Below are 14,218 nucleotides of genomic sequence, written 5' to 3' on the forward strand. Positions count from 1 at the left end.
ATATCGCCGCCCGGACGCCTCAAGCATCCACCGCTGCCGCGCATGCAAATGACCGCAAATCACGGCAATGGCAACAGGCCGACGCGGTAAATTGCCGCGCTTGAACGGTGATTGAATGGCGCATGTGCCGGGAGTTCAGAATGGCCGCGCGAGAGACCATTCGGGAGTGTCACCGAGATGTGGAAAACGCCCCGTTTTCCGGCTTTTCGAGGCCCCTTGTCTGGCCTTGGCGGGATGGTTGCCCTAGGGCTTGGGCCATCCCATTTCCGGTAAAACAGAAAAGACAGTCCCAGCCGTGAGCGACGACACCGATACCCTGGCCTCGCCCTTCCCTGCCGGCGAATTTGCGCGCGTCGACATCGTCGACGAGATGAAGACGAGCTATCTCGATTACGCGATGAGCGTGATCGTCAGCCGCGCCCTGCCCGACGTGCGCGACGGGCTCAAGCCAGTCCACCGCCGCATCCTCTTTGCCAGCCAGGAAGGCGGTTTTGTCGCCGGGCGGCCCTACCGCAAGTCGGCAAAGATCGTCGGCGATACCATGGGTAACTACCACCCCCACGGCGATGCCTCGATCTACGACGCCCTCGCCCGCATGACCCAGCCCTGGTCGATGCGCGTGCCGCTGGTCGACGGCCAGGGCAACTTCGGCTCGATGGACCCGGATCCGCCAGCGTCGATGCGCTACACCGAAGCCCGGCTGGCGCGCGTCACCAATGTCCTGCTCGACGACCTCGACAAGGACACGGTCGATTTCGTCGACAACTACGACGGTTCGCGGCAGGAGCCGTCGGTCCTCCCGGCACGGTTCCCCAACCTGCTGGTCAACGGTGCCGGCGGCATCGCCGTCGGCATGGCGACCAACATCCCGCCGCACAATCTGGGCGAAGTGATCGACGGCTGCCTGGCCTTCATCGAGAACCCGGCCATCACCACCGACCAGCTGATCGAGATCATTCCCGGTCCCGATTTCCCCACCGCCCCGCTGATCCTTGGCACCGCCGGGGCGCGGAGCGCCTATCACACCGGGCGCGGCTCGATCATCATGCGCTGCCGGCACGAGATCGAGGAAGGCCGGGGTGACCGGCGCTCGATCGTGCTCACCTCGATCCCCTACCAGGTGGGCAAGTCCAACCTGGTCGAGAAGATTGCCGAGGCGGCAAAGGACAAGCGGATCGAGGGCATCTCGGACATCCGCGATGAATCGAACCGCGAAGGCATGCGGGTGGTGATCGACCTGAAGCGTGACGCCACGCCCGAGGTCGTGCTCAACCAGTTGTGGCGCAACACCCCGGCGCAGTCGAACTTCCCCGCCAACATGCTCGCGATCCGTGGTGGCCGGCCGGAAGTGCTGTCGCTGCGCGACATCATCCAGAGCTTCATCGCCTTCCGCGAGGAGGTGATCACCCGCCGCACCAAGTTCGAGCTGAACAAGGCGCGCGACCGGGCGCACATCTTGCTGGGCCTGGTCGTCGCGGTGACCAACCTCGACGAGGTCGTGCGGATCATTCGCGGCGCGCCCAATCCCGCCGCCGCGCGCGCCGCCCTGCTGACGCGCGACTGGCCGATCGGCGACATTGCGCCCTATATCCGCCTGGTCGAGGCGATCGAACCGAATGCCGAGCAGGAAGGCGGCACCTACCGCCTGTCCGAGGTCCAGGTGAAGGCGATCCTCGACCTGCGCCTCCATCGCCTGACCGCGCTGGGCCGCGACGAGATCGGCGACGAGCTCAAGCAGTTGGCCGCCGCGATCGAGGAGTTCCTGTCGATCCTTGCCGACCGCAAGAAGCTCTACGGCGTCATGCGCGACGAACTGGTGCTGGTGCGCGAGCAGTTCGCCACGCCGCGCACCACGCTGATCGCCCCCGCCTGGGACGGGATCGATGACGAGGACCTGATCGAGCGCGACGAGATGGTCGTGACCGTCACGATGGACGGCTACATCAAGCGCACCAGCCTTTCCGCCTTCCGCGCCCAGAACCGTGGTGGCAAGGGCCGCGCCGGGATGGCGACCAAGGACGAGGATGCCGTGGCGACGATGTTCGTCACCAGCACCCACACTCCGGTGCTGTTCTTCTCCACCGCCGGCAAGGTCTACCGCCTCAAGGTCTGGAAGCTGCCCGAAGGCGGCCCCGCCACCCGCGGCCGGCCGATCGTCAACCTGCTCCCCGCCCTCGACAAGGACGAAACCATCGCGGCCGTCCTGCCCTTGCCCGAGGACGAGACCGAGTGGGGCAAGCTCCACGTCGTCTTCGCGACCGCTCGCGGCAACGTGCGGCGCAACGCGATGGACCTCTTCGCCAACATCCCCAGCAACGGCAAGTTTGCCATGCGCTTCGAGGAGGGCTCGGACGACCGCCTGATCGGCGTGGCCCTGCTCGAGCCGGCTGACGACGTGCTGCTCGCCAGCAGGCAGGGCAAGGCGATCCGCTTCGCCGGCGACGACGTGCGCGAGTTCCAGAGCCGCACCTCCACGGGCGTGCGTGGCATGCTGCTGAAGGATGGCGACGAGGTGATCTCGCTCTCGATCCTCCACCGCGTTGGCGCCAGCAGCGATGAGCGTGAGGAGTATCTGAAATTCGCGCCGTGGAAGGGTGAGAAGGACGGCGAGACCACGATCGCGCCCGAGCGCATGGCGGAACTGGCCGCGCGCGAAGAGTTCATCCTTACGGTCTGCGCCAATGGCTACGGCAAGCTGTCCTCGGCCTATGAATACCGACGGACCGGGCGCGGCGGCCAGGGGATCACCAATATCGACAACATCGCCCGCAACGGACCGGTGGTGGCCAGCTTCCCGGCCACCCAGGCCGACCAGCTGATGCTGGTCACCGACCAGGCCAAGCTGATCCGCCTGCCGCTCGATACGCTGCGCGTGATCGGGCGCGGGTCGGCCGGGGTGCGGCTGTTCAATGTCTCAGACAATGAACACGTGGTCAGCGCGGTGCGGCTGGCCGAAAGCGAGGACGGCGGTGAGGAGCCGGACAGCGAGAGCCCTGCGGCGGAGCCGGCCGGCGACGCCGGAGAATGACCACCCCGGCGTTGGCCTACAAGGTGCTGACCGGCGCGCAGCGCGCCGCGCTGCTGGCCGATGGCCGCTTCGCTGGCGCGCCGATCGACCTGGCCGACGGCTACATCCATCTGTCCACCGCAGAGCAACTGGTCGAAACACTGCGCAAGCACTTCGCCGGGCAGGATGATCTGTGGATCGCGGCGATCGACCTCGATGCCCTGGCGCCGCAAGTGAAGTGGGAACCCTCGCGCGGGGGGCAGCTGTTCCCCCATGTCTATGCCGCTCTCCCGCTGAGCGCGGTGATCGCCGAAGGCCCGGTCGATTGGCTGGACGAAACCGCCGTGCGCCTGCCCGGCTCGGACACGCCCGGCACTGCCCCTGCATGAGCGGGCAGGAGCGTGCGGCCAGACCTGTCGCGGCCGACCAGCGGCGCGGTGAAGGTCCGTGCGCTCCGGCAGCGCTTGGTTTCCGGCGATGACGGGGCAATCGCCAATTCCGCTGATTCACCTGATCACCGGCGCGACCGGGGCCGGCAAGACCACCTATGCCCTTGCCCTGGCCGCGCGCTGTGATGGGCTGAGGTTCTCGATCGACGACTGGATGACCACCCTGTTCTGGATGGATAGTCCCAGTCCGATCCGACACGACTGGGCGCTCGAGCGGATTGCCCGGTGCGAAAGCCTGATCGGCGAGCAGGTCCGGCAGCTTGCCGCCTTGGGAATCCCCGCGATCCTCGATCTGGGCTTCACGACCGCCAATCACCGACGGGCTTTCGCCGACCTCGCCCGGCAGATGGGCCTCACCGCGCAACTGCACTGGCTCGACGTGCCAGCCGAAATCCGGTGGACGCGCGTACAGGCGCGCAATGCGCAGCGCGGCGAGACCTTCCGGATGACCGTGGACCGGGCGATGTTCGATTTCATGGAGGACCTTTGGGAGCCTCCCGGAGCGGACGAGATGGAGCGGCTCGCCGGGGTGCGGATCAGCTCGCCTTTGGCCGACTGACCCTTCGGGCCGTCGCGCGATCGGCGCGCTTGGCAAGTCCCGGCAAAAGCCGCTAACGCCCGCGCCATGACGCATGACATCCACATCATTGGCGGCGGTCTGGCCGGGACGGAAGCCGCATGGCAGCTGGCGCGGCGGGGCTGGCGGGTGCGGCTGTCGGAGATGCGCGGGACGGGGGAGCGCTCGCCCGCACACCAGACCGATGGCCTGGCCGAGTTGGTCTGCTCCAACTCGCTGCGTTCCGACGATCACGAGAAGAATGCCGTGGGCCTGCTGCACCACGAGATGCGCCTCTGCGGCTCGCTGATCATGGCTGCTGCGGAAAAGGCCCGCGTGCCCGCCGGATCGGCACTGGCGGTCGATCGCGAGGTGTTCTCGGCCGAAATCGAGGCGGCCCTGACCGCCCAGCCCAGCCTGACCCTGGCCCGAGAGCGGATCGATCGTCTGCCCGAAGCCGGACTCACCATCGTCGCCACCGGGCCGCTCACCGCCGAGGCCCTTGCCCAGTCGATCGGGGCCGCCACCGGCGCCGAAAGCCTGGCCTTCTTCGACGCGATCGCCCCGATAGTTTATCGCGATTCGATCAACATGGACATCGCGTGGATGGCGAGCCGCTGGGACAAGGGCGCCGAGGCCTCACTCGCGCTCGGCGGTGACGGGCGTGACTACATCAACTGCCCGATGACCCGGGACCAGTATCTGGCCTTCCGCGAGGAGATCCTCGCCGGCGAGAAGGCGGTGTTCAAGGAGTGGGAGGCCAATACCCCCTATTTCGACGGCTGCATGCCGATCGAGGTCATGGCCGAGCGCGGGGTGGAGACGCTGCGGTTCGGGCCGATGAAGCCGGTCGGGCTAGACAATCCGCACTGGGCCACGCCCGAGCATCCCAATGGCCGCTGGCCTTATGCCGTGGTCCAGCTGCGCCAGGACAATACCCTCGGGACGCTGTGGAACATGGTCGGCTTCCAGACCAAGCTCAAGTATGGCGAGCAGCAGCGCATCTTCCGCACCATTCCCGGACTGGAGAATGCGGAGTTCGCACGGTTCGGCGGGCTCCACCGCAACACCTTCCTCAATTCCCCAACCTTGCTCGACCGGCAGCTGCGTCTGAAGAGCGCGCCGCATGTGCGTTTCGCCGGGCAGATCACCGGCTGCGAAGGCTATGTCGAAAGCGCCGCGGTCGGCCTGCTCGCAGGGCTCATGGCGGCGCACGAACTGGGCGGACGGGACTGGCAGTCACCCCCGGCAACCACCGCGCTCGGCGCGCTGCTGGCACACATCACCGGGGATGCCGATGCTGCGAGCTACCAGCCGATGAACATCAACTTCGGCCTGTTCCCGCCGCCTCCGGAAGAGGTCAAGAAGAAGCAGCGCAAGGAGGCCTATACCCTGCGCGCCAAGGCCGCCCTAGCCGACTGGCTCCCTCTCCTCGGCTGACAGAAAATCCGGATCGTCGAGTGGGCCGGCCGGCCCGCGGGAGTCCGGCCTGGGCTGGCGGCGGCAGGCGCAAGAGGGCTCCACTGGCGGCTTGGGCCGGGTCGTGGCAAATTCGAGCCGGTCTAGCTTGAGGTCGCCGTTACGGTCGGCCCCGCGGAATCTTGTGGCGGTGACCACGGCCCATTCCTCGAAGGTCAGGAGGTTGTTGCCGTCGGCATCAAGCTTGCGGAACACCGCTGCACGCGGGACCAGCATTTCGGCACGGCTGATCCTCCCGTCACGGTCTCGGTCAATCCGGTCGAACCGGCGTTGCTCGCGGGTCTGTGCAGTGGCCTGGGGTAGGTCCGGCCCCCGCAAACCCCCGGGTGCAGCGCTAGGCAGGTCAGCTGGGCCGAGGCTTGTCGATACCTCAGGGGGGAGCGTCCCAGGGTCAATCATGGCCCGACCTTGCCACCAGAACAGGCCGGCTGCGGCCAGCAGCAAGGTGGCGAACGCGCCGAGCAGCGTACGGGTCATCTCAAGCTCCGGCGACCCGAAGCAAGTGTAACCTATCTGGAAACAAAACCAAGCCGGATCGCGGCCAGCAACGCGACCGGTCCGTCGAGTGGATCTCTCGCGCCACGCCGGAGGGCGCGCAGATTGAGCCCGGCCATCACGGCCAGAGGGCGCATGGCGCGAGGCAACCGCGTCACCTTGGATGAACCGATGAGAGCGCTGGCGCACGCCCGCTCGGCTGGATCGCCAAGATGCAGGGCCAGATCGGCCAAAGCCCAGTCTCGCGCAGCCGCGACAACTTCATCCGGTCCAACGCCGACCCGCGCCGCAAGTGCACCAATGGCGGCGCTACGGCCACAGACGAAGCCCTCGATCGCCGCATCTGTCAGGGGCGGTTCATCGAGCAGAGCCTCCCAGCCGTCGACCAGCGCCACGAGCCCGGCCGCCTGCTTGCCCCAATTGGCAAGCGCGGCCAAAACGGGTTCGCCGCGCGGCCAGACGGTCGGGTCTTCGCTCAGTCGATCTCGCCACCAAGCAAGGCGCAGCTGCGCCAGCATCGGCTCACGGGCCGCGCGGACCACGCCGGCCAACCGCGCATCGAGCGCCAGCACCACCAGCCAATCCGGCCGCGCCCGCGCCGGCGCATAGGCCAGCGCGAGCCGCGCCAGCGGCGACAGCAGTTCGCTCAGCGCGTCGGGATCAGCGATAGCAGACCTGCTTGACGGCCTTCACGATCCCTTCGGCATTGATCAGCGCCGCCTTCTCGAGATTGGCCGCATAGGGCAGCGGCACGTCCTCGTTGCAGACGCGCAGGACCGGAGCATCGAGGTGGTCGAAGCCTTCCTCCATGCAGATCGCGATGATTTCCGAGGCGATCGAGCAGACCGGGAAGCCCTCCTCGGCCACGACCACCCGGTTCGTCTTGGCCAGGCTGTCGAGCACGGCCTGCTTGTCGAGCGGACGCAATGTGCGCAGGTCCAGCACCTCGGCCTCGATCCCTTCGGCGGCAAGCTGCTCGGCGGCTTCCAGCGCGAAACCCACACCGATCGAGTAGGACACGATCGTCACGTCGCGGCCTTCGCGCATCACCCGGGCCTTGCCGATCGGCAGGACATGATCGTCCAACTCGGGCAGTTCGAAGCTGCGGCCGTAGACCAGTTCGTTCTCGAGGAACACCACCGGGTCCTCGCTGCGGATCGCCGCCTTAAGCAGACCCTTGGCGTCGGACGAATCATAGGGTGCGATCACCACCAGTCCGGGCACTGAGGCATACCAGGGCCCGTAGTTCTGACTGTGCTGCGCACCAACGCGAGCTGCCGCGCCGTTGGGACCGCGGAATACGATCGGACAGCGCATCTGCCCGCCTGACATGTAGTTCGTCTTGGCTGCCGAGTTGATGATGTGATCGATCGCCTGCATGGCGAAGTTGAAAGTCATGAACTCGACGATCGGCCGCAGTCCGCCCATCGCCGCGCCGGTGCCGATGCCGGCAAAGCCATACTCGGTAATCGGCGTGTCGATCACGCGTTTGGGGCCGAATTCGTCGAGCAGACCCTGGGTCACCTTGTAGGCACCCTGATACTGCGCAACCTCCTCGCCCATCACGAAGACCCGGCTGTCGCGGCGCATTTCCTCGGCCATGGCATCGCGCAGCGCCTCGCGCACGGTTACCGACTTCATGTTGGTGCCGACCGGAACCTCGGGATCCTTCTTCGCCGCGACCGGAACCGGAGCTGCCGCTGCGGGCGTATCGACCGGAACCGGAGACGGCGCCGCGGCAGAAGCCTCAACCGCAGCGGCCGGAGCCTCGCCCTCGCCGTCCAGCAGGGCGATCACCGAGCCGACCTTGACCCCGGCCGTACCCGCCGGAATCATGATCTTGCCAAGCGTGCCCTCATCGACCGCCTCGAACTCCATCGTGGCCTTGTCGGTCTCAATCTCGGCGATGATGTCGCCCGAGCGGATCGCATCGCCCTCGCTTTTCAGCCAGCGAGCCAGGGTGCCCTCTTCCATGGTCGGCGAGAGGGCGGGCATCTTCAGTTCAATCGCCATCAGTAGCGCTCCACCAGCACGTCGGTATGGAGTTCGGAGAGTTCGGGCTCGGGCGAGTTCTCGGCGAAGTCAGCCGCCTCGGAGACCTGCTGGCGGATCCGCTTGTCGATCTCCTTGAGCTTGTCCTCGGCCATGCCGCGAGCCAGCAGTTCGGCCTTGGCGGCCTCGATCGGATCATGCTTGTCACGCATCTCCTGCACCTCCTCGCGCGTCCGGTACTTGGCCGGATCCGACATCGAGTGGCCGCGATAGCGGTAGGTGTGGAGTTCCATCAGCACCGGGCCATTGCCGGCGCGAACATAGTCGAGCGCGACTTCGGCGGCCGCGCGCACCTCGAGCACGTCCATGCCGTTGACGTCGAGACCGGGTATCCGGAATGCCGTGCCACGGCGGTAGAAATGCGTCTCGGCCGAGCCGCGCTGCACGGCCGTACCCATGGCATAGCCGTTGTTCTCGACCACGAAGACGATCGGCAGCTGCCACAGGGCGGCCATGTTGAACGTTTCATAGACCTGGCCCTGGTTGGCCGCGCCATCGCCGAAATAGGCCATGCAGACGCCGCCATCCTCGCGGTATTTGTGCGCGAAGGCCAGCCCGGCGCCGAGTGGCACCTGCGCGCCGACGATGCCGTGACCGCCATAAAACTTATGCTCGGTGCTGAACATGTGCATCGAGCCGCCCTTGCCGCGACTGATGCCAGCCTCGCGCCCGGTCAGCTCGGCCATGATCACCTTGGGGTCGATGCCGTAGGCCAGCATGTGCCCATGATCGCGATAGCCGGTGATGACGCTGTCATGCCCTTCTTTGAGCGCCGACTGCAGGCCGACGGCCACCGCTTCCTGCCCGATGTAGAGGTGACAGAACCCGCCGATCAGTCCGAGCCCATAAAGCTGACCGGCACGCTCCTCAAAGCGGCGGATCAGCAGCATCTGCTCGTAGAAGGTCAGCAATTCCTGGTCGCTGGCAGGATACTTGCCCTTGGCGGCAAACGCATCCTGCAAGGAACGCAGGGCAGGCAGCTCATCGCCTTCGGTGGCCACAGCAGCCTTTGCCGCTGCGGTGTTCTTGCTGGCCGGCTTTGCCAAGTTCATCTCTCCTGAGGGGACATCCAGGGCCGTCTATAGGACAGCACACCGGACGAAGGAAACGCTCCATACGTATTTTGTTATCGGTGCGCGCAATTTCCAATCCGACACGCGCAGGGCGACCCCTAGCGCTTGAGCAGCATGACCATCTCGTCCGGATGGACGACGTTGAGGTTGCTGCGCAGCAGCTCCCCGGCCAAATCGGGATCGGCGTGACGAGGATCGAGCAGCGCGACACGGTTACGCAGATCATCCCGCTCGGCGGTCAGCTGCTGGACCTCCTTCTGCCGCTGCTCGAGCAGCCGGAGGTTCTCGCTCCAGGCCAGCAGACCGCTGGGCCCGGCCAGAACCAGCCCACCCATGATCAGGAGACAGCCCAAGGCCAGCAGATGGGTCACACCTTCGCGGGGCAGCCGGGGCTCGGTTCGGGTCCGTTTCATACCCCGTTACAGAATCACAGTTGAGTCAGCGACACAAGCGCTTTTTGCCGGGCAATTGCATAAGCATTACGGCCGCTTGGCTCCGGCATCGCGAGCGTCGGCGGCGGGATCTCCACCCAGCGCGCGGAACAGTTGCACCCGGTTGGTCACCAGCGCGAGCCGCGTGGCCACCAGCTGGCGCCGCGCCGCATACTGGTTGCGCTGCGCCACCAGATTGTCCAGCGCACTGGCGACTCCACCGCGATAACGCGCCTCGACCAGCTGGGCGGTATCGCTGCTGGCCTCTGACTGGCGGGTGACGGCAGTGAGCTGGTCGCTGATCGTGCCTTGGCGCGCAAGGGCGTCCGCCACCTCGCGGAAGGCAATCTGGATGGCCCCTTCATAGCTCGCCACGGCGGCCTGCAACTGCGCGCGGCTGACCCGCAGGTTGGCCCGCGCCCCCCCGCCGGCGAACAGCGGGTAATTGATGCTGCCCCCTGTGGTGGTCGTTTCGGCACTTTTGGCGAACAGCGAGGACAGGCTGGCGCTCGCAAAGCCGAACAGGCCGGTCAGCGAAATGCGCGGGAACAGGGCCCCGCGGGCCGCACCAACATCGGCATTGGCCGCGCGCAGGGCATATTCGGCCTGCATGACGTCGGGGCGAAGGAGCAAGACCTCAGAGCTCTGCCCGGCAGCCAGCGGGCGCACCCCGGCGATGACGCTGCCGAGATCATCTGGCAGCAAGCCCGAATCGACCGGGGCACCGACCAGCAGCTCGATCAGATTGCGGTCCTGGGCCAGCGCCGTGGTCTGGGCAGCCAGATCGGCCTCGGCTCCGGCGAGCAGTTCCTCGGCCTGGCGCAGGTCGCTGCGGGGCGCGACACCGGCCTGCAGCCGGGCGGAGGTCAGGGATACCGTGTGCCGGGCATTGGCGGCGGTCTCTTGCGCCAGACGGAGCAGTTCGGCGTCCGCGCCGTAAGCAGCCCAGGCCGTCGACAGGTTGGCCACGAGCGACAGGCGAACGACCTGCGCTGCCGAGGCGGAGGCCAGGGCAGCATTGCGCTGCGCTGCCGTGGCCGAGGCGAGGCGCCCGAACAGGTCCAGCTCAAAGGCGCTGATACCCGCCGTGGCGGTGTAATTGGTACGGGTGATGATAAAGCCCAGCCCGCTGGTGTCGCCGCTCCGGCGGGTCACCCCGGTTCCCACACCGAGCTGCGGCAATCGTGCCGCACCCTGGGCATCTGCCCGGGCCTGCGCCGCCAGGACATTGGCGGCGGCCACCCGCACGTCGCGGTTGGTAGCCAGCGCCTGGCTGACCAGCTGTTGCAGCCGCGCGTCGGTGAAGATGCTCGAGAACGGCAGAGCTGGCGCCGTGGCCGGCTGGTCCTGCGGATAGGCCGCGCCGGCCGGCCACGCGTCCGGCACTGGCGGTGCCGGCCGCTGATAGTGGGGCGCCATGGAGCAGGCGGACAGGGTGAACAGTCCGGCCAGCGCGACGCCGGCCGAACTCAGCCGAGACCCGCCAGTCATGCCGCCTGCTCCCGGCGATGCGCCATGTGTGCGCGGACCGCCTTCAGCCCATCGCGTACGCCGCGCCGCACCAGGACGAAGAACAGCGGGATGTAGAAGATCGCCAGCAGCGTGGCGGTCAGCATACCGCCGACGACCGAGGTACCGATGGCGATGCGGCTGTTTGCGCCGGCCCCGGTGGCGAGCGCCAGCGGCAGCACGCCGAAGATGAAGGCGAAGCTGGTCATCAGGATCGGGCGCAGGCGGATGCGCGCCGCTTCCAGCGCGGCGTCGATCACCCGCGCGCCCTTGCGCTCGGCCTGTTCCGCGAACTCGATCATCAGGATCGCGTTCTTGGCGGCGAGCCCCATGGTGGTGAGCAGGCCGATCTGGAGATAGACGTCGTTCTCAAGCCCGCGCAGCGTCACTGCGAACACTGCTCCGACCAGCCCAAGGGGGATGACCAGCAGGACGGCGACCGGGATCGACCAGCTCTCGTAGAGCGCTGCGAGGCACAGGAACACCACCAGCAGCGAAAGCGCGTAGAGCACCGGCGCCCGACCCGAGGCGAGGCGTTCCTCGTAAGACGAGCCCGACCATGCGACCGTTGTTCCGGGGACCTGCGCGGCCAGTTCCGCCATCACCTCCATGGCCTGTCCGGAACTGACCCCGGGTGCCGCCTGGCCTTGGATCTCGACCGAAGGCACGCCGTTGAACCGGCCGATAGTGGCGGGTGCGGTTGACCAGCCAACCTTGGAAAAGGCGGTGAACGGAGCCATCTGCCCGGTCGCGGTGCGGACGTACCATTGGCCAAGGTCCGAGGGATCGGCCCGATAGGCGGCATCGCCCTGGACGAACACGCGCTTGACGCGGCCCTGATCGACGAAGTCGTTCACGTACCGGCCGCCCCATGCCGTCGCCAGCGTGGCGTTCACATCGGCCTGCGAGAGGCCGTAAGCAGTCAACCGCTGCTGGTCGGTGTCGATCTTGATCGTCCCGGTGTCCGGCAGGTCCGAAGCTCGCACGCTGGCCAGGCGGCGATCGGCACTCGCCAGCTGGATCAGGCGATCGCGCGCTTCAACCAGCTGCTCGTGGGTCATTCCCGCAGCATCCTGCAGCTGCATCGAGAACCCGGCAGACTGACCGAGCCCTGCCACGGCCGGGGGCACCAGGATGAACACCTGCGCATCGCGCAGATTGCGGAAGGCTCCGCTGGCCCGCTGCGCGATCGCATCGGCGGAACGCTTCGCACCTGGGCGCTTCGACCAGTCAACAAGATTGATGAAGCCCGAGACCGTGTTTTGCCCTGAAGGACCCGCCGCCCCGCCGCCGCCTGCCGTCACGAACAGCACGCTCAGGTTCTTGCCCTCATCGCCCCGCAGATAGTTTTCGATCTGCCGCGCCACGACCTGGCTGCGCTCAAGCGTCGCGCCGGCCGGAAGGCGCGCCTGAAAACGCAGCGCGCCCTGGTCCTCGGTCGGCAGAAAGCCGCCGGGCAGCCGCACGAATAGCCCCCAGAGCAGCAGTCCAACCAACAGGTAGATCACCAGAAACAACCACTTGCGCTCAACCGTAACCACCACGGCCGCACGGTAGCGGTCGCTCAGACGGGTGAACCCGTCATTGAACCACTTCCCCGCCCCGGCCAGGCGCCGGGTCAGTGCGCCGCGCGGCGGCGATCCGTCGCCGGCCTGCTGCGGCATACGCAGCAATGTGCTGGTCAGGGCCGGGCTCAGCACCAGCGCGACCAGCACCGAGAGTACCATGGCCGAAATGATGGTCAGCGCGAACTGCCGATAGATCACCCCGGTTGAACCGCCGAAGAAGGCCATGGGCAGGAACACCGCGGACAGCACCAGCGCGATGGCGACCAGCGCCACCTGGATTTCGTCCATCGACCGGATCGTCGCCTCGCGCGGGGACATGCCCGGGTTCTCGTGCATCAGGCGCTCGACGTTCTCGACCACCACGATGGCATCGTCGACCAGCAGGCCGATCGCCAGAACCAGGCCGAACAGGGTCAGCGTGTTAATCGAGAAGCCGACCAGATAGAATACCGCGAAAGTGCCGAGCAACACCACCGGAACGGCGATCGCCGGGATCAGCGTGGCCCGCCAGTTCTGCAGGAACACGAACATCACGATCACCACCAGCACCACGGCCTCGAGCAGCGACCACACGACCTCCTCGACCGACAGGGTGATGAAGCGGGTGGTGTCGTAGGCGTATGCGAACCTGACCCCATCCGGAAAACTGGTCGACAGTCGCTCGACTTCGGCCTTGACCAGGGTTGCGGTCTTGAGCGCGTCGGCGCCGGGCGCGAGCGAGATCGACATGCCTGCGCCGGGATGCCCGTTGACGCGCCCGGCCGAGTTGTAGTTTTCCGAGCCGAGCTCAACCCGCGCCACGTCCTTCAGCCGCACGCTCGAGCCATCCGGCAGCATCTTGACCACGATCGCCTCGAACTGCTCGGGCGTCTGCAAGCGGGACTGGGCGGTCACTGTGGCGTTGAGCATCTGGCCGCGTGGCGCCGGCTGACCACCGAGCTCGCCGGCCGCCACTTCGGTGTTCGACGCGGTTATTGCACCGACCACGTCGGACGGCATCAGAGCAAAGGCAGCAAGACGTTGCGGATTGAGCCAGATCCGCATCGCGTGCTGGGCACCGAAGATATTGACGTCGCCCACGCCTGGCACGCGCGACAGCGGATCCTGCAGGTTGGAGCCAAGATAATCAGCGATATCCTGCTGAGTGCGCGTGTCCGATTCGTCGTACAGCGCCAGCGTCATCAACTGGTCCGTATTGGACTTGGTGACCCGCACGCCTTGCTGCTGGACCTGCGCCGGCAGGCGCGAGACCACCGAGGCGATCTGGTTCTGGACCTGGACCTGCGCCGTATCGGGATCAGTGCCCTTCGCGAAGATGATCGAGATGGTCGCCTGACCGCGCGAACTGGAACTGGACGAGAAATACAACATCCCGTCGAGCCCGCTCAGCGACTGCTCGAGCACCTGGGTAACGCTGGTCTCAAGCGCCGCGGCCGAGGCTCCGGGATAGGTCGCCCGGACGTTGACCTGGACCGGGGCAATATCGGGGTACTGCGCGATTGGCAGACCGAACAGGGCCCCGACCCCGGCCATCATCACGATGATCGCCAGTACCCAGGCGAATATCGGCCGATCAATGAAGATCCGCGACATGGCAGC

At 66.8% G+C, this 14,218-nt stretch carries 11 protein-coding genes; 4 read left to right on the plus strand and 7 right to left on the minus strand.

The annotated features are described in order from the left end of the window. The first annotated feature begins 295 nt into the window (after positions 1–295). The 4 genes from gyrA to trmFO all read left to right on the plus strand — a co-directional run bounded on the left by gyrA (position 296) and on the right by trmFO (position 5,452). Positions 296–3,028: a DNA gyrase subunit A gene (gene gyrA, locus H7F53_RS10090; RefSeq protein ID WP_185679352.1), complete on the plus strand. Its 2,733-nt coding sequence runs from the start codon at positions 296–298 to the stop codon at positions 3,026–3,028. Next, positions 3,025–3,396 carry a DUF952 domain-containing protein gene (locus H7F53_RS10095; RefSeq protein ID WP_185679353.1) on the plus strand — a complete coding sequence of 124 codons (372 nt, stop codon included), beginning with the start codon at positions 3,025–3,027 and terminating at the stop codon, positions 3,394–3,396. Before gyrA ends, H7F53_RS10095 begins: the two co-directional genes overlap by 4 nt. An 88-nt stretch (positions 3,397–3,484) precedes the next feature. Then, positions 3,485–4,015 carry a P-loop nucleotide/nucleoside kinase family protein gene (locus H7F53_RS10100; RefSeq protein ID WP_185679354.1) on the plus strand — a complete coding sequence of 177 codons (531 nt, stop codon included), beginning with the start codon at positions 3,485–3,487 and terminating at the stop codon, positions 4,013–4,015. 66 nt (positions 4,016–4,081) lie between these two features. Then, complete coding sequence (trmFO, locus tag H7F53_RS10105; RefSeq protein WP_185679355.1) at positions 4,082–5,452, plus strand: methylenetetrahydrofolate--tRNA-(uracil(54)-C(5))-methyltransferase (FADH(2)-oxidizing) TrmFO; 1,371 nt, start codon at positions 4,082–4,084, stop codon at positions 5,450–5,452. Here the strand turns inward: trmFO and H7F53_RS10110 are convergent. The 7 genes from H7F53_RS10110 to H7F53_RS10140 all read right to left on the minus strand — a co-directional run bounded on the left by H7F53_RS10110 (position 5,423) and on the right by H7F53_RS10140 (position 14,212). Beyond that, entirely contained in the window at positions 5,423–5,968 is a 546-nt protein-coding gene (locus H7F53_RS10110; RefSeq protein WP_185679356.1) for a hypothetical protein, read from the minus strand. The genes trmFO and H7F53_RS10110 overlap by 30 nt on opposite strands. Before the next feature lie 32 nt (positions 5,969–6,000). Continuing rightward, positions 6,001–6,654, minus strand: coding sequence for a squalene/phytoene synthase family protein (locus H7F53_RS10115; RefSeq protein WP_343062015.1), 654 nt, complete (start codon positions 6,652–6,654; stop codon positions 6,001–6,003). After that, positions 6,647–7,999, minus strand: coding sequence for a pyruvate dehydrogenase complex E1 component subunit beta (locus H7F53_RS10120; RefSeq protein ID WP_185679358.1), 1,353 nt, complete (start codon positions 7,997–7,999; stop codon positions 6,647–6,649). Before H7F53_RS10120 ends, H7F53_RS10115 begins: the two co-directional genes overlap by 8 nt. Then, positions 7,999–9,039, minus strand: a complete 1,041-nt coding sequence (pdhA, locus tag H7F53_RS10125) for a pyruvate dehydrogenase (acetyl-transferring) E1 component subunit alpha (protein ID WP_379542885.1) — start codon at positions 9,037–9,039, stop codon at positions 7,999–8,001. Before pdhA ends, H7F53_RS10120 begins: the two co-directional genes overlap by 1 nt. A 170-nt stretch (positions 9,040–9,209) precedes the next feature. Further along, the gene (locus H7F53_RS10130) at positions 9,210–9,524 is read right to left on the minus strand and encodes an FtsB family cell division protein (protein WP_185679360.1); all 315 of its coding nucleotides are present in this window, start codon (positions 9,522–9,524) and stop codon (positions 9,210–9,212) included. 66 nt (positions 9,525–9,590) lie between these two features. Continuing rightward, the gene (locus H7F53_RS10135; RefSeq protein ID WP_185679361.1) at positions 9,591–11,033 is read right to left on the minus strand and encodes an efflux transporter outer membrane subunit; all 1,443 of its coding nucleotides are present in this window, start codon (positions 11,031–11,033) and stop codon (positions 9,591–9,593) included. Continuing rightward, a complete protein-coding gene (locus H7F53_RS10140) occupies positions 11,030–14,212 on the minus strand; it encodes a multidrug efflux RND transporter permease subunit (RefSeq protein WP_185679362.1) in 3,183 nt (1,060 codons plus the stop codon). Before H7F53_RS10140 ends, H7F53_RS10135 begins: the two co-directional genes overlap by 4 nt. Positions 14,213–14,218 lie beyond the last annotated feature (6 nt).

The sequence above is a fragment of the Novosphingobium piscinae genome (genome assembly GCF_014230355.1).
Classification (GTDB): domain Bacteria; phylum Pseudomonadota; class Alphaproteobacteria; order Sphingomonadales; family Sphingomonadaceae; genus Novosphingobium; species Novosphingobium piscinae.